We start from the raw sequence: 14,932 nt of genomic DNA, 5'->3' as shown, positions 1-14,932 counted from the left end.
GGGGCGGGCTTGCACCGCTATCGCGGGGCAAGCTGAACTGGTCAAGTAATCCTGGACACCCGTTAAGGTTTACGCCGCCAGCTTCTCTGCCTCGACCGGCGACCGGTATCCGTTGTAGCTGTGAGGCCTAGTGGTGTTGTAGCGGGTGATAAAGCGCTGCACATCCATTCGGGCCTCATGCTCCGAGTCGTAGCCATCTTCGGGTACCCACTCAGATTTCAGGCTTCCAAAAAACCGCTCCATCGGGGCGTTGTCCCAGCACTCGCCTTTACGGCTCATGCTCTGCCGGTGCCCATGCTCGCGCAGCTCATTTCTGAACTTGTGGCTGGTGTACTGACAGCCTTGGTCAGAGTGAAATAGCACACCCTTGGGGCGTCCGCGCAGCTCGGTTGCCATGCGTAAGGCCGCGCAGGTCAGTTCAGCATCCGAGATCATCGAGAACGACCAGCCGACAATCCGCCGTGCAAACAAGTCCAAGACAGCCGCGAAGTACAGCCAGCGCTTACCAGCCTTGATGTACGTTACATCTCCGCACCAGACCTCATTTGTCGCCCGCACATCGAATTGCCGTTTGAGCTCGTGCGGTGCGGTCAGGGCTTCAACGCCTGAAGATTTGTATTTGTGGCGTCTGCGTTGACGGCTGCTGATCCCAGCTTCTTGCATCAGGCGGCGCGCCTTGAAGCGGCCGACTGGGTGTCCACTGGCTTGCAGCATCTTGGCCAAGGTGCGCGAACCTGCCGCCCCTCTCGACTCACGATGATGTCTGATCAACTGGGCCTTGAGTTTTTCCCGTCCGGGGTAACGCCGGTCCTTACGCTGGCGCCAGCAGTAGAAACTGCTGCGGCTGACCCCAAGCACCCGACAACACTCATTAACGCCGTATTGCTCACCCAGCTCATCGATCAACGCGAGTGATCTTTGGCGTCCAAAAGCAGGAGAGCGCTGGCCTTTTTTAGGATTTCGATATCCCGGTCTTTCTGCTTGAGCAGGGCTTTGAGCCGTTGGATTTCCTGCTGGTCTGCCGTTATTGCCTTGGCACCCACAGGGGTTAAGCCTTGACGCTCCTGGCGCAGTTGATCGACCCAACGACGCAACGCTGTAGGGCCAATGCCTAAACTGGCACAGACCTGTGGAACTGATTGGCCTTCGTCCAGCACCATGCTGGCCGCCTGTAGCTTGAAGTCACTCGAGTAAGAATTACGCATATCCAAACACCTCAGGTTTGGGCGCCATCATAGCGCCCGATTGAGGTGTCCAGGATCATTAGGCCAGTTCAAGCCCGCTCCTACACGGAATCAGCCCAGCAATGCACTCAGGTCCAGCCCTTGCGCACCCAGCGGCGGGCACCAGTAGTAGCCACCGGTCAGCGGCCGGCTAAAGCGGTACAGTGCATCCACTACGCCGTCTTCCAGGCCACTCATGCGCCGCAGTTGCACTTCGAAGGCATCGAAGGAATAACCAAAGGCCAGAAATGCCAGCCCGGCACCCCGCTGGTCAGCCCACGGCATGGAGCGGCGGACAATGAACGCCTCGGGGTCGAAGCTTTCCTGCGCCGTACGCTTGACGTGCGCCGACGCCGGCGCGTCGTCGAGTTCTTCGTTGTCCGCGTGGCGGCGGCCAATGATGTCGTCTTGCTCGGCTTGCGGCAGTGCCTTGAAGCTGTCCAGGTCATGACGCCACAACTGGAACGCGGCGAAGCTCGAACCGTTCAGGCCCGGAACCTCCGATTTCAGCACAGCGGCCTCTACGGCGGCGTCTTCTACCGGGTTTTCCGTGCCGTCTTCATAGCCGGTCAGGTCAAAACCGCTTTTGTGGCGGAATGCATCGGTGGCTTCCACTAGGCTGAAGGCCGGGGCCAGCAGCTTTTCCAGGCGCTGGCTCAGCAACCACAGATCACCGCGGTCATCGCCACGCAGCCACAGCCACAGGTCGTGCTGGGTGCACGGGTTATCGACTGCGGCGGTCAGTTGCGGAAATGCGCGCAGGCCTTCGATGCTGCGGCCCAATGCCTGCACCAGCGGCGCGCCGAAACCGGCCACCACACGGCTGCCATCCACTTGCTGCTGCACGACGTCGAGCACTGCTGGCAGTTCGCTCGGGGTGTGCAGGCTGAAAAACAGGTGACGGGCTTGTGCGGGAACGGGAGCGGCGAGAATGCCTGGCTGGAACTGCATCGGGAGTCTGATCCTTGAGTAAAGCGCGAATGCTACTGCCTGAGGACAAGGGCGACAAGCGCGGCGGCTTGCCACAGGGGCAAGGCTTCGCGGAGTGAGAATCGCTTACACCACACACACGGAAAACCTCGCCTACACTGCCGTTCATCGTCTTTCACGCGAGCTTTCGATATGACTGCATCACCGCTGCTCAGTGCGTTTTTGCCGCTTGCCTTGGGCTTTATCATGCTCGGTTTGGGGCTGACCCTGACCCTGGCCGATTTTGCCCGGGTAGTGAAGTTTCCCAAGCCGGTGATTATTGGCCTGGCGTGCCAGATCCTGCTGCTGCCCTTTATTTGTTTCCTGATCGCCAAAGGCTTTGGCCTGGCGCCAGCGCTGGCGGTGGGCTTGATGCTGCTGGCCGCCTCGCCTGGCGGTACCACCGCCAACCTGTTCAGCCATCTGGCGCATGGGGATGTGGCCCTGAATGTGACCCTGACGGCGGTCAATTCACTGATCGCGATTCTGACCATGCCGTTGCTGGTCAACCTGTCGCTGGCGCACTTCATGACCGCCGACCAGGCGATTCCGCTGCAATTTGCCAAGGTGTTGCAGGTGTTTGCGATTGTCCTGGTGCCGGTGGCCATCGGCATGCTGATCCGCCGCCTGGCGCACGGGTTTGCCGCACGCATGGAACGCCCGATGAAGATCATCGCCGCACTGTTTCTGGTGTTTACCGTGGTGCTGGCGTTGGTCAAAGACTGGCAGACCGTTGTCGACTATGCCCCGGTCGTCGGTGGCGCGGCGTTGTTGTTCAACCTGCTGAGCCTGGGCATCGGTTATTGGCTGCCGCGCCTGCTGCAGATCCCCAAGCGCCAGGCGATTGCCATCGGCATGGAGATCGGTATTCACAACGGTACTCTGGCGATTGCTTTGGCCCTGGCGCCGACCTTGCTCAACAACTCGACCATGGCTATACCGGCCGCGTTGTACAGTTTGATCATGTTCTTTACCGCAGGCGCTTTCGGCTGGTGGGTAAGCCGCGGCCACAACGCCGCCACAGTGGGAGCGGGCTTGCCCCGCGATTCGGTGTGACGGGTGTATCACTATCGCGGGGCAAGCCCGCTCCTATACGCTTGCGCAGTTGCTGCTTCAGGCGGTGCATCGGCGGGGCATAGAGAAAGCCGAACGATACGCTGTTGTCTCGCCCTTTGAGCGCATGGTGCAGCAGGTGGGCTTTGTACAAGCGTTTGAGGTAGCGGTTGCGCGGCTGGGGCTTGAACGGCCAGTGGCGGTGCACGATGCCGTCATGGACGATGACGTAGAGCACGCCGAACGCCGCCACCCCTGCCCCCACCCACTGCAACGGCGCATGCCCGGCGCGGCCGATGGCGACCAGCGCAAAGGCGATCAACGCCAGCGCCAGCAGGTAGATATCGTTGGTTTCCAGGGCACCCAGCTGCGGTTCATGGTGCGAGCGGTGCAGGAACCAGCCCCAGCCGTGCATGATGTAGCGATGCGCCAGGTAGCCAACGCCCTCCATGGCCGTCAGGGTGCAGAGAAATACAGCAAGGTTGAGGATCATCGCAGCAGACTGCCCGGCGAAGGGTTGGCATGAAGGCGCAAAAGCCTACCACCAAGCCCGCCCGCACCCCAGCCCTTTTCATCAGGGCGCGGTTTCGCGCACGGTCACGGTGGCGGTGGTGCCTGCACGCAAATTGCCTTTGCCGACGTAGTCCGGATCGATCTCGATGCGCACTGGCACGCGCTGGGCCAGCTTGACCCAGGTGTAGCTAGGATTGACGTTGGCCAGCAGGCGACTGCCCGGCGCGTTCTCACGGTCGGTAATGGCGTAGGCGATACTTTGTACCTTGCCTTCGAATTGTTCGCCGCTCATCAACGCGATCTGCACCGGGCTGCCGGGATGGATACGTGGCAGTTTGGTTTCTTCGAAATAGCCACTGACGTAGAACGAAGCGCTGTCGACCAGTGCCAGCAAGGCCACGCCACTGCTGGCGTAATCGCCCTGGCGGGTCAGCAGGTTGGTCACATAACCACTGACCGGCGCATACATACGTGTGCGTTCAAGGTCCAGCTCGGCCTGGGTCAGCGCGGCACTGGCGAGTCGACTGTTGGCCAGGGCCAGGCTCAAGTCGGATTGCCCACGCATCAGGTCGGCCTGGGCCACTGCCACGTCGGTGCTGGCTTTTTCCCATTCTTCGCCGGAAATCGCAAAACCCTGTTTCAGGGTACGGCGCCGTTGCTCTTCGCTCTGACGCTGTTTGAGCAATGCCTGGCTGGAAACAATCTGCGCCTGTGCCAAACCTTCGTTGGCCTGAGCGACCTCCACGGCGCGGCGTGCATGCTCCACGGCCAGGGCGTAGCGTGCCGGGTCGATCTCCAGCAGCAGGTCACCTTTGTTGACGTGCTGGTTGTCTGCCACGCGAAGTTCGGTGATGCGCCCGGAGACTTCGGCCGACAATGTCACCACATCGGCCCGCACCCGGGCATCGCGGGTCCAGGGCGCGCGGGTGTAATGCTCCCAGGCAAACCAGCCGAGCAGCAATGCCAGCGCGACGATTGCCAGGGTCGATGCCTGGGCAACAAATTTCTTCACCGTTTCAGCTCCCCATGTACAGAATGATCAAGGCGCAGATGCAGCTGTACAGCGCCCCTTCGAACAACGCCGGGTGCCACACTCGCTGCATCACGCCCAGGGGCTGCAACAGCCACAGCAGCACGAACAACAGCGGCATGGCCAGCAACAGCGCCTGGGCAATGGGCGGCAGGTAGACACCACCAACTTCAAAATCAATGGGCAAGGACAGGCGCTCCTTCGGCGGCAGGGTCAAGGTAAGCACTGTAATGGCGCAAAAAGCCGGCAATCACCAGCAACGCGACACGAATACGAAACAGCGAACGCAGCTGCTCCGGCGCAGCCTGAAACTGCGCGCTGTGCAGGGCATCGAGTTCTTCACCCAGGGTTTGCAGGGTGTCGAGTAGCGTTGGCAATTGTCCCTGGGTGCGCCCGGCAACATAACGGCCAGTGCTGCGCAGCACCTGTTCCAAACGCTCGCGGGTGCTGTCCGAGAGCAACAGGTTGGCCCGGCTCTGTTCCTGCAGTTGACGCAACGCCACACCGAGGGCCATACAGGCCAGGTTGACCTCGAACAACGCCTTGGAGCGTGCATCCTGGGTGGCCGGCAGCAGGCCGAGGATCAGGGTCAGGCGGTCGACCATGCGGCTCTCGAAGGCAAACTGGCGGGCATCGGAGGTCGGCCCCTTGAGCAAGGCATAGACCTGCTCACGGGTTTCCCGAAACAGCCGCTCGATGCGTAACTGCGGGTTGAACGGAAACAGCCAGGCATACACCAGCAGCGAGAGCACACCACCACACAGGTAGGCACCGGCAAACTCGAACCACTGGATCGCGGTGTTCTGCCAGGCGCCAATATTCTGTGGCCCGAACAGCAAGAAGCTGGACAGCCCCAGGCCCATGCCGATACCGGCAGTCATCGGTGTCGACAGCCCGACAGCAACCACGTACAGCAACGGCAGCAGCAGCAACGCCAGCATCTCGAAATCGACCACCTGCGGAATCAGCCAGAACTGGTACAGCGCCGATACCAGCACGGCCATGACCAGGCCGCGCATGTAGTTTTGCGCCGCTATCAGCGGGCGCGGGAAGGTCGCCATCAGCGAGCACAGAATGCCCACCAGAATCACCGTGGCACGGGCACCGTCCCAGGCGGTCTCGATCCAGATCAACCCGCCCACCAGCAAGGCCAGAAAGGCGCGGCTGGCGTTCATCGCCGCCAGGCGAAAATCCAGGTGCAACGGATTGGAGCGCGCTTCGCGGTACACACAATCACCGGCGCGGCCTTCCTGAATGGCATCGCTCAGTTCGAGCATTTCGGCCAGTTGTTCCAACAACCGCGCCTGCTCCCAACGCAGCGCCCAGGCCAGCGAGCGTAAGGTCGGCGGTAGATCCGGTGCCAGTTGCTCGGCTTGCAGCGCGGCCTGGTCAAAGCGTCGTTGCAGGGCGCTGAAGTGCGCCCGGGCACTGGCAGGCATCGCCCGGCCCTGTTGCGCCAGTTGTTCGAGAAAGGCCAGCTCGTCGCTGAGCAGCCGGTTGATGAAGTCCGGGTAAGCCCCCTGCCAGCGCTCGGCGATCATGCGCTTCTGGTTACGCAGCACCGTCAGGCGCGAACTGAGCAGTACCAGTTGGTTACCCAACAACTGCACCAAGCCGTTGGCGCTGCGCAGGTGTGGCGCATCGAAGTACAGGTGGCGGCGCAGCCCTTCCAGGGCGCTGATTTCACCGAGAATCTGCATCTGCCGCTGGCTGAAGGCCTGCGGCGTTTCCTCGCCACGAATGGCCGCAGCCGCATGCGCGGCCATCAGTTTGATCAGGTTGTCGACTTTGCCAAAGTAGCCGTTGGTGACCGCTTGTGGCCGCGCACTGACCAGGCTGACGGCGCAAACACAGGCCACCGCCAGCAAGGTTTCGGTGACCCGAGTGATGGCCAGCATCAACGTGTTGTCCTGCTCGGGGATCGCCAGCATCGCCACCACTACAGCGGTGAAGCCGCTGAGTACGAAGGCGTGGGAACTGGTGTAGCGCAGCAAAGTGCCACCGGCGGTACACAGGGCCAGCCACAGCGCCAGGGTGACGATAAAGGGCAATGGCGCCTGGGGGAACAGCGCCATGATCAGCACCGCGACCGCCGCGCCAACGGTGGTGCCGACCACTTGCGCAAAACTGCGCTGCAAGGTCATGCCGCCCAGCGGCTGACTGACGATAAACACCGCCATGATCGACCACTTGGGCTGGTCGAGGTCGAAAATGAACGCCAGGTACAAAGTCAGCAAGCAGGCAACAATGGTTCGCAGGGCGAAAAAAAGCGTATCGCGCCCTGGGTGCAGAACCATTTTGAAATAGTTGATCAGCGGTTGCATTGCGCTCCCTCACCACGCTGTGGAGCTTCACCTTAGCGGCAGCAGCCACATTGGGGTAGCGGCGTGCGCACGTTACAGCGTTGCACAGACGGAACAGTCGCGCTGCAGCGGGGTTTTAGCGCAATTGTCACGAAAACAGCCTTGACCCTGTCGCTTTTCAACGTTAGTTTCTCGCCCGCATTTTTGCATGCCTATACAGGAGTCCTGCTTTGGACAGTTGCTCTAGTCGATTGCGACAGGTTCGTACGGCACGCTAGTTCAGCAGACTTCCTCTGCCACTGCCCTGCCGTTCATGGTAGTCAGTGGTGCCGCGCATCCCGCTGCGGATGCAACGCTTCCCGCTCCCTTCCTGCACGCCTTGCACGCTACGTTTGCGGCGCTGGCCTGCGACCCTGCGCAATCCTTTTATTTATCCCTGCATCGGCCCGTGGTCGATGCCTGGCGGCGCTGTGCCGTGGATTCGAGGTTTGTCATGGATTGGAAAGTATTTCTCCTGCGCGTGAGTGTCGCGCTGCTACTGGGCGCCCTGATCGGCGCTGAACGTCAACTGCGCCAGCGCCTCACCGGCCTGCGCACCAACGCCCTGGTCAGCACTGGCGCCTGCTTGTTCGTGTTGATGACCCAGGCGGTACCGGGCATGGCCGCCAGCGATGCTTCACGTATCGCTGCGTATGTGGTGTCGGGTATCGGCTTTCTCGGCGGCGGAGTGATCATGCGTGATGGCCTGAATGTCCGCGGTCTGAACACAGCAGCCACACTCTGGTGCACCGCCGCCGTTGGTGTGCTGTGCAGCATGGGACTGTTGCTGGAGGCGGCGGTTGGCACCTGCGTGGTGCTGTGCGCCAACATCTTGCTGCGCGACATCGCCCAGCGCCTCAACCAGCAAGAGGTGCTGCCGGCCACTGAAGCCGAACAGCGTTTTGAAGTGCGCATCACCTGCCGCGCCGAAGACGAAATCCAGGTGCGCAGCCTGATGCTGCACAGCTTTGGCAGTGGCGGCCTGCGCCTGCAGTCGTTGCACAGCGAAGACCTGGCCAACCCGGCCAAACTGGAAGTGCGCGCCGAGCTGCTCGGCAGTCCGGAGGCGCCAACCCAGCTGGAACGCCTGGTCAGCCGCGTGAGCCTGGAAAAAGGCGTCAGTTCGGTGCGCTGGCAGGTCCAGGAGTTGGTACCCGACTAACATTCGCGGGTAAGCGGCTGCACAGTGAAAATATGCTCAGTGCCAAGCAAAATCCGCTGCAGCCGCTGGCAGCCAAAGGGGTACCCTGTAGCAAAATAATCAGCCAGAGGTGCACTGTGGCGTCCTATACCTTGCGTCAGTTGAAGTATTTCGTCACCACCGTAGAGTGCGGCAGCGTCGCTGAGGCGTCGCGCAAGCTGTACATTGCGCAACCGTCGATTTCAACGGCAATCAAAGGCCTGGAAGACAGTTTCGGCGTACAGCTGTTCATTCGCCATCACGCCCAGGGGGTATCGCTGACCCCGGGTGGTGCGCGTTTCTACCGCAAGGCCCAGGCGCTGTTGCGCATGGCCCGGGAGTTCGAACAGAACGCCCTGGCCGACAACGATGTGGTCAGCGGGCAGATCGACATCGGCTGTTTCGAGACCGTTGCCCCACTCTACCTGCCGCGCCTGATCAAAGGCTTTCGCGAACGCTTTCCCGGGGTGGAGATCCGCCTGCAGGACGGCGAGCAACAGGAGTTGGTGCAAGGCTTGACTGGTGGGCGCTTTGACTTGGCTATCTTCTACGATCACGACCTGGACAGCACCATTGAAACCGAAGCACTGATGGCGCCGCAGCGGCCCTATGCCTTGCTACCGGCCGGTCACCGCTTTGCCGAGCAGGCGCAGGTGTCATTGCGTGACCTGGCGCTGGAACCGATGATCCTGCTTGATGTGCAACCGAGCCGTACTTACTTTGTGAGCATTTTCGAAGAGCTTGGGTTAAGCCCGAACATTATCTTTAGCTCGCCTTCGATCGAAATGGTACGTGGCATGGTTGGTCAGGGGTTTGGCTTTGCCGTACTGGTGACCCGCCCGCAGACCACCACGACTTACGATGGTCAGCCATTGGTGTGTGTGGAACTGTTGGAAGACGTCACCGGTTCCGGCTTGGTGGCTGGCTGGTTGAAGCGTGCGCAGCTGACCAAGCCTGCGCAGCTGTTTGTCGACTACTGCAAAGAACAGTTCACCGCCTGGCTGAACTAACCACTGTAGGAGCGGCGGTGCGGCGATCCGACTTGCCCCGCGATGCGATGTGACTGGCACACCGCTTCGCGGGGCAAGCCCGCTCCTACGGGCGCTTTAGCGCGCGGCCCAGGCGTTGAAACGCTGCTCCAGTTCCTCACCATGGTCCACCCAGAACGCCGCATCCACTGCCTGCGCCTCGGCCAGGTTGGCCTGCGCCGTCGGTAGCTGTTGTTGCACCTCTTCCGGCAACAGTTTCAGCGCATCGCGATGCACCGGCCCGTACGGAATCTCTTCAGAGAACACCTTTTGCGCCTGCGGCTGGCTGGCAAAGGCAATGAACTGCTCCGCCAACGCCTTGTTCGGTGTGCCTTTGACCACCGCCCAGTATTCCGGGTCGTACAGGCTTTGCGGCCAGACGATCCCAAGCTTCATCCCCTCTTTTTGCGCCGAAGCGATGCGCCCGTTGTACGCCGCGCTCATCACCACATCCCCGGCAATCAACCACTGCGCCGGTTGTGCGCCCGCTTCCCACCACTGGATGTTGCCCTTGATCTGATCCAGTTTGGCAAACGCCCGGCTCACCCCCTCCGGAGTCGCCAGTACCTGGTACAACTGGTCTGGCTTGACGCCATCGGCGAGCAAGGCGATTTCCAGGGTGTACTTGGCGCCCTTGCGCAAGCCGCGCTTGCCGGGGTATTCGCTGACGTTCCAGAAGTCGGCCCAGGAGGTCGGTGCCTTGGCCAGTTTGTCGTGGTCGTAAGCCATGACCATCGACCACACGTAAGTGGCCACACCGCACTCGCTCAAGGTGCCGGGCACGAACTGCGCGGCATCGCCGAACCGAGCCGGGTCCAGGCGCTCGAACAAGCCTTCATCACAGCCACGCAGCAACTCCGGGCTTTCGACTTCGACCACATCCCAGCTGGTATGGCCAACATCGACCATGGCTTTGATTTTCGACAGTTCACCGTTGTATTCACCGGCCACCACGCGTCCTGCGCCGCTGGCGTTGAAGGGTTGGAAATAGGCCTTGTCCTGGGCCTGTTTGGTCGCACCGCCAAATGAGATCACGGTAAGGCTCTGTGGCGCGGCCTGCACGGCGCCGCACAACAAGGCCAGGGCAAAGGGAACACTGCAACGCAAGGATCTGGACATGGATCTGTTCCTCAGCAAAGCCGGCTCGCCCCTGCGAGCCGGCGAAGGGACTTACAGCACGCCGAATTCGCGCGCAGTGCGGTCTACGGCGATTCGGGTCTTGTCGACCAGCTCATCGATCTCGGCTTTGCCCGCAACCAGCGCCGGGGCCATGATCATCCGGCCCAGGGTCGAGCGAATGATCAGGCCTTCTTCAAAGCCGATGGTGCGGCAACGCCAGGCCATGTCGTTCTCATTGGCAAAGCGTTTGCGGCTGACTTTGTCTTCGGCGAACTGCAACGCGGCGACCAGGCCCGTGCCCTGCACTTCACCAATCAGCGGGTGGTTGCCGAACACTTCGCGCAGGCAGCGCTGCAGGTACGGGCCGGTGTCTTGCTTGACCTGGGCAACAATGCCTTCATCACGCAGGGCCTTGAGGTTGGCAATCGCCACCGCAGCAGCCACCGGGTGTCCGGAATAGGTCAGGCCGTGAGCGAACACCCCGCCCTGCTCTACCAACACCTGAGCCATACGCTTGGACAGGACCAGGCCGCCCATGGGGATGTAGCCGCTGGTCAGGCCTTTGGCGATCGACAGGGTGTCGGGTTCGAAGCCGAAATGCTGGTGGGCGAACCATTCGCCAGTGCGGCCGAAGCCACCGATCACTTCATCGGCACACAGCAACACATCGTATTTGCGGCAGATACGTTGAATTTCCGGCCAGTAGCTTTCGGGCGGGAAAATCATCCCGCCAGCGCCCTGGAACGGTTCGGCAACGAAGGCGGCAACGTTCTCGGCACCCAGCTCGAGGATTTTCTCTTCCAGCTGGCGGGCTGCGCGCAAACCGAACTCGGCCGGGGTCAGGTCACCTTCATGGGCGAACCAGTACGGCTCGTCGATGTGCGCGACATCGGGAATCACCCCGCCCATGTCATGCATGAACTTCATGCCGCCCAACGCCGTGGCGCCGAGGGTCGAGCCGTGGTAGCCGTTCCAGCGGCCGATCATGATCTTCTTCTGTGGCTGGCCAAGAATCTGCCAGTAACGGCGCACCGTACGGATCAACACCTCGTTGGCCTCAGAGCCGGAGTTGGTGTAGATCGCGTGGCTGTAATGACCAGGCAGCAGGCTGAACAGCAACTCCGAAAGCTCTACCACCGCCGGGTGGGTGGTGTGGAAGAACATGTTGTAGTACGGCAGTTGCTCCAGTTGCTGGCTGGCGGCGGCCGCCAGGTCCTTGCGACCGTAGCCGAGGTTCGTGCACCACAACCCCGACATGCCGTCCAGGTAGCGTTTGCCATCGTTGTCCCACAGTGCCAGGCCTTCGCCACGCACGATCACCCGCGGACCTTCCTCGTTCAGGGCTTTCTGGTCGAGAAACGCATGAATGTGGTGCGCGGCATCCAGGGCTTGATAGTCACGGGTGCTACGGTCGGGTTTCACTTGAGCGGTCATTGCGAGTCTCCTTGCGGGTTTTTATCGTTGAGGGTGCCGAGTACGCAGGACAGCGGTTCTGGCTGGAACAGCGGCTTGCGCATCACGCACTTGATCCACAGCACGGCGATGATCGACACCACCAGCAGCACCAGGCCGGCATACGCGAAAATGGCAAAGGTCATGTCCGGGCTTGGCGACACGTGCCAGATCGCAAAGAGCATGCCGGCGATGCCAAATACTTGCGGCAGCGGGTAAAACGGCGTGCGGAATGGCCGGGCGGCCTGCGGGTAGCGGCGGCGCAGTGCGATTACGTTGATGTGGGTAATGATGTAGGCGAGCAACCAGGCCAGCGCAGCAGCCAGCAACAGTTGGTTGATGGCATCGGGATGGTCATGCATCAGCAGCAGTGGCAAGCCGGTGATCGCCGAGACGAACAGCACCGCCACCCAAGGGGCGCCGCTGCGCTTGCCTTGCAGTTTGAGCACACCGAATGCCTGGCCGTTTTGCGCCATGCCGAACAACATGCGCGGAATGGCGGCCAGCGAGCTGTTGAGGGTACTGCAGGTGGCGGTAATGGCTGCGGTCACCAGGAACACCTGGCCCGTTTCACCAAACACGGTGGTGGCGAACAGGTAGTGCGGCAAACCGTTGCTGGCCAGTTCGGCCTGCGGCACGGTGAGCAAGGCACCCAGGCAATACAGGGCGATGATCACGAAGATCACGGTCAAGCCAATCATCATCGAACCTGGGATGTTGCGCTGCGGGCGGCGGGTTTCTTCCACCAGCGGGCAGACAAACTCAGCACCGACAAAGCCCCACACCGCCATCGCCGTCAGCGCAATCACGCCCAGGCCCAACGGGTTCCAGTTGGCGACGTCAAACAGCTGCGGATTGGGTGAAACAATATCGCTGTTCATCGCACTCAGGCCCATGACCAGCAGCACCACCACCATCACCACCGCCAGCGCCGTCTGCAGGCGGGCGAAGATGTCGATGTTGAACAGGTTGAGCACGGTGAACAGGCCCAGCACACCCAGGGCCACGGTCAGCGGTGGCAGCGAGTGCGGGTAGACCTTGTCGATGATGAACTCCATCAGCAGCAGCTCTGCCGACAAGGCGAACATCGCCACCACCACATAACCCGAGAACGTCGCAAGGATCGCCGGGAATTGCCCGATGGCCACTTCCGTGTAGCTGCTCAGGCTGCCTGCGCGCGGGATCATCAAGGCCAGCTCGGAGAACGAGCAGGCATAACTCAAGGCCAACAGCCAGGCCAGTGCCAACGGCACAATGAAGCCTGGGCCGGCGATACCGACGCCTTGCAGCATCAACACCATGACACCTTGCGACACCACCAGGCCGATCGCCACCGCCAACAACGCGGTCAGGCCCAATTTCTTGCGACTGTCAGGTGGCGCCAAGGCGCCGGTGGACACGCTTGCATTACTGTTCATCGCTTGCTCCGCTTATTAGATTTATGTGCAAGAACCGCGTTGTTTGTATTCGCGGGGCAAGCCCGCTCCTTGTAGGAGCGGGCTTGCCCCGCGATCAATCCGTCACCCGCGCAGCTGAATCCAGGTAGTTTTCAGCTGCGTGTACTTGTCAAACGAGTGCAGCGACAAGTCACGCCCGAACCCGGATTGCTTGCCGCCACCAAACGGCACCGTGACATCCAGGGCATCGACGGTATTGACCGACACCGTGCCGGCATTCAGGCGCCGCGCCACGCGATGGGCGCGATTGAGGTCATCCGTCCATACCGAAGCGGCCAGGCCATAGATGTGATCATTGGCCATCGCCACGGCCTGGTCTTCGTCATCGAACACGCTGACCGCCAGTACCGGACCGAACACCTCTTCGCGGGCCAGGGTCATGTCGGCCGTTACACCGGTGAAAATCGTCGGTTCGATGAAGTTGTCCGAACCGTCGAAACTCAACTGACGGCCGCCGCACACCAACTGTGCGCCCTCTCCCTGGGCCTGCTCGATGTACTGCATGATCCGTTGGCTTTGACGCGCATCGACAATGGCGCCAGCGCTGCTGGCCGGGTTCAGTGGGTTACCCGGCTGCCATTTGCCAGCCTTGGCGATCAGGCGCTGGATAAAGTCGTCGGCAATTGAGCGCTCGACCAACAAACGCGAGTTGGCCGAACACACTTCGCCCTGATTGAAGAAGATGCCAAACGCAGCCTTCTCGGCCGCCAGGTCCAGGTCCTGGCAATCGGCAAACACCAGGTTCGGACTTTTGCCGCCGCATTCCAGCCACACCTGCTTGAGGTTGGATTGCGCCGCGTACTGCATGAAGTACTTGCCCACTTCGGTGGAGCCGGTAAACACCAGCGCATCCACATCCATGTGCAGGCCCAGGGCACGACCGGCTTCCTCACCCAGGCCCGGCACCACGTTGAGCACACCCGCCGGAATCCCGGCTTGCAGGGCCAGTTCGGCCAGACGCAGGGCGGAAAACGGCGATTGCTCGGCCGGTTTCAGCACCACGCTGTTCCCAGCGGCCAGCGCCGGGGCCAGTTTCCAGGCCGCCATGTCCAGCGGGAAGTTCCACGGCACCACGGCACCGATCACCCCCAGCGGTACACGGGTAATCGTCGCCAGGGCATTGCTGGCCGTGGGCGCCACTTGATCGTAAAGCTTGTCGAGGCTTTCGCCGTACCAGGCGAACACATGGGCGGCGCCCGGCACGTCGATGTTCCAGGCATCCATCACCGGTTTGCCCATGCTCAGCGAATCGAGCAAGGCCAGTTCGTCACGGTGTTCCAGCATCAGTTGCGACAGGCGCAGCAACACCGCCTTGCGCTCGCCGGGTGCCATCTTCGCCCAAGGCCCCTGTTCGAAGGCGCGACGGGCACTGCGCACTGCCTGGTCGACTTCGGCCTCTGCGCAGGCAACCACACGGGCCAGCACGCGGTTAGTGGCCGGGTTGATCACTTCCAGGCGCGCATCGTTCTGCGCCAGGCACGGTTCGCCATCGATCAACGCGGTGTCGATCAGTCGTTGCTGCTGTGCAAGGCGGGTCCAGTCGTTGAAATCGTTCATCGCAGGCTC

13 protein-coding genes are annotated in these 14,932 nt (G+C 61.5%); 3 read left to right on the top strand and 10 right to left on the bottom strand.

The genetic code is table 11. The annotated features are described in order from the left end of the window. Positions 1 to 69: 69 nt before the first annotated feature. Together ACP6KB_RS12720 and ACP6KB_RS12715 are read right to left on the bottom strand one after the other, a co-directional pair. A protein-coding gene (locus ACP6KB_RS12720; protein ID WP_442108379.1) for an IS3 family transposase occupies positions 70 to 1,205 on the bottom strand; the annotation gives its coding sequence in 2 pieces (ribosomal slippage) (positions 70 to 932 and positions 932 to 1,205; 1,137 coding nt in all). Positions 1,206 to 1,295: 90 nt separating this feature from the next. Then, positions 1,296 to 2,174: a Dyp-type peroxidase gene (locus ACP6KB_RS12715; protein ID WP_442114071.1), complete on the bottom strand. Its 879-nt coding sequence runs from the start codon at positions 2,172 to 2,174 to the stop codon at positions 1,296 to 1,298. 171 nt (positions 2,175 to 2,345) lie between these two features. Between ACP6KB_RS12715 and ACP6KB_RS12710 the strand changes: the two genes are divergently transcribed. After that, complete coding sequence (locus ACP6KB_RS12710) at positions 2,346 to 3,248, top strand: bile acid:sodium symporter family protein (RefSeq protein ID WP_442114070.1); 903 nt, start codon at positions 2,346 to 2,348, stop codon at positions 3,246 to 3,248. On the opposite strand, the gene ACP6KB_RS12705 is transcribed toward ACP6KB_RS12710, so the two are convergent. The 4 genes from ACP6KB_RS12705 to ACP6KB_RS12690 all read right to left on the bottom strand — a co-directional run bounded on the left by ACP6KB_RS12705 (position 3,163) and on the right by ACP6KB_RS12690 (position 7,112). Beyond that, complete coding sequence (locus ACP6KB_RS12705) at positions 3,163 to 3,738, bottom strand: sterol desaturase family protein (protein WP_442114069.1); 576 nt, start codon at positions 3,736 to 3,738, stop codon at positions 3,163 to 3,165. The two genes, ACP6KB_RS12710 and ACP6KB_RS12705, sit on opposite strands and share 86 nt — an antisense overlap. A gap of 81 nt (positions 3,739 to 3,819) precedes the next feature. Continuing rightward, positions 3,820 to 4,770 (bottom strand): HlyD family efflux transporter periplasmic adaptor subunit, encoded by a 951-nt coding sequence (locus ACP6KB_RS12700; protein ID WP_442114068.1) that lies wholly within the window; start codon positions 4,768 to 4,770, stop codon positions 3,820 to 3,822. A 4-nt stretch (positions 4,771 to 4,774) separates the two neighbouring features. Beyond that, the gene (locus ACP6KB_RS12695; protein ID WP_442114067.1) at positions 4,775 to 4,975 is read right to left on the bottom strand and encodes a DUF1656 domain-containing protein; all 201 of its coding nucleotides are present in this window, start codon (positions 4,973 to 4,975) and stop codon (positions 4,775 to 4,777) included. Continuing rightward, on the bottom strand, positions 4,965 to 7,112 hold the full coding sequence (locus ACP6KB_RS12690; protein WP_442114066.1) for an FUSC family protein: 2,148 nt from the start codon (positions 7,110 to 7,112) through the stop codon (positions 4,965 to 4,967). Before ACP6KB_RS12690 ends, ACP6KB_RS12695 begins: the two co-directional genes overlap by 11 nt. A gap of 472 nt (positions 7,113 to 7,584) precedes the next feature. On the opposite strand from ACP6KB_RS12690, the gene ACP6KB_RS12685 reads away from it, so the two are divergent. Together ACP6KB_RS12685 and ACP6KB_RS12680 are read left to right on the top strand one after the other, a co-directional pair. Then, on the top strand, positions 7,585 to 8,292 hold the full coding sequence (locus tag ACP6KB_RS12685) for an MgtC/SapB family protein (protein ID WP_442114065.1): 708 nt from the start codon (positions 7,585 to 7,587) through the stop codon (positions 8,290 to 8,292). 116 nt (positions 8,293 to 8,408) lie between these two features. Continuing rightward, complete coding sequence (locus tag ACP6KB_RS12680) at positions 8,409 to 9,320, top strand: LysR family transcriptional regulator (RefSeq protein ID WP_442114064.1); 912 nt, start codon at positions 8,409 to 8,411, stop codon at positions 9,318 to 9,320. A 96-nt stretch (positions 9,321 to 9,416) separates the two neighbouring features. On the opposite strand, the gene ACP6KB_RS12675 is transcribed toward ACP6KB_RS12680, so the two are convergent. From ACP6KB_RS12675 to ACP6KB_RS12660, 4 genes are all read right to left on the bottom strand, one after another. Further along, positions 9,417 to 10,457 carry an ABC transporter substrate-binding protein gene (locus tag ACP6KB_RS12675; protein ID WP_442114063.1) on the bottom strand — a complete coding sequence of 347 codons (1,041 nt, stop codon included), beginning with the start codon at positions 10,455 to 10,457 and terminating at the stop codon, positions 9,417 to 9,419. A 51-nt stretch (positions 10,458 to 10,508) separates the two neighbouring features. After that, complete coding sequence (locus ACP6KB_RS12670) at positions 10,509 to 11,891, bottom strand: aspartate aminotransferase family protein (RefSeq protein ID WP_442114062.1); 1,383 nt, start codon at positions 11,889 to 11,891, stop codon at positions 10,509 to 10,511. After that, entirely contained in the window at positions 11,888 to 13,327 is a 1,440-nt protein-coding gene (locus ACP6KB_RS12665; protein ID WP_442114061.1) for an APC family permease, read from the bottom strand. Before ACP6KB_RS12665 ends, ACP6KB_RS12670 begins: the two co-directional genes overlap by 4 nt. Positions 13,328 to 13,429: 102 nt before the next feature. Further along, positions 13,430 to 14,923 (bottom strand): aldehyde dehydrogenase, encoded by a 1,494-nt coding sequence (locus tag ACP6KB_RS12660; protein ID WP_442114060.1) that lies wholly within the window; start codon positions 14,921 to 14,923, stop codon positions 13,430 to 13,432. Positions 14,924 to 14,932: the final 9 nt, after the last annotated feature.

Origin of the sequence: Pseudomonas sp. NUPR-001 (assembly GCF_052147955.1) — a bacterium.
Classification (GTDB): domain Bacteria; phylum Pseudomonadota; class Gammaproteobacteria; order Pseudomonadales; family Pseudomonadaceae; genus Aquipseudomonas.
This window is presented reverse-complemented; position numbering and strand designations above follow the sequence as displayed.

What these genes read in the sequence shown, in the direction of transcription:
- ACP6KB_RS12715 (WP_442114071.1), bottom strand. Translation starts at nt 2,174, where the DNA reads ATGCAGTTCCAGCCAGGCATTCTCGCCGCTCCCGTTCCCGCACAAGCC.
- ACP6KB_RS12660 (WP_442114060.1), bottom strand. Translation starts at nt 14,923, where the DNA reads ATGAACGATTTCAACGACTGGACCCGCCTTGCACAGCAGCAACGACTG.
- ACP6KB_RS12675 (WP_442114063.1), bottom strand. Translation starts at nt 10,457, where the DNA reads ATGTCCAGATCCTTGCGTTGCAGTGTTCCCTTTGCCCTGGCCTTGTTG.
- ACP6KB_RS12690 (WP_442114066.1), bottom strand. Translation starts at nt 7,112, where the DNA reads ATGCAACCGCTGATCAACTATTTCAAAATGGTTCTGCACCCAGGGCGC.
- ACP6KB_RS12710 (WP_442114070.1), top strand. Translation starts at nt 2,346, where the DNA reads ATGACTGCATCACCGCTGCTCAGTGCGTTTTTGCCGCTTGCCTTGGGC.
- ACP6KB_RS12670 (WP_442114062.1), bottom strand. Translation starts at nt 11,891, where the DNA reads ATGACCGCTCAAGTGAAACCCGACCGTAGCACCCGTGACTATCAAGCC.
- ACP6KB_RS12705 (WP_442114069.1), bottom strand. Translation starts at nt 3,738, where the DNA reads ATGATCCTCAACCTTGCTGTATTTCTCTGCACCCTGACGGCCATGGAG.
- ACP6KB_RS12665 (WP_442114061.1), bottom strand. Translation starts at nt 13,327, where the DNA reads ATGAACAGTAATGCAAGCGTGTCCACCGGCGCCTTGGCGCCACCTGAC.
- ACP6KB_RS12685 (WP_442114065.1), top strand. Translation starts at nt 7,585, where the DNA reads ATGGATTGGAAAGTATTTCTCCTGCGCGTGAGTGTCGCGCTGCTACTG.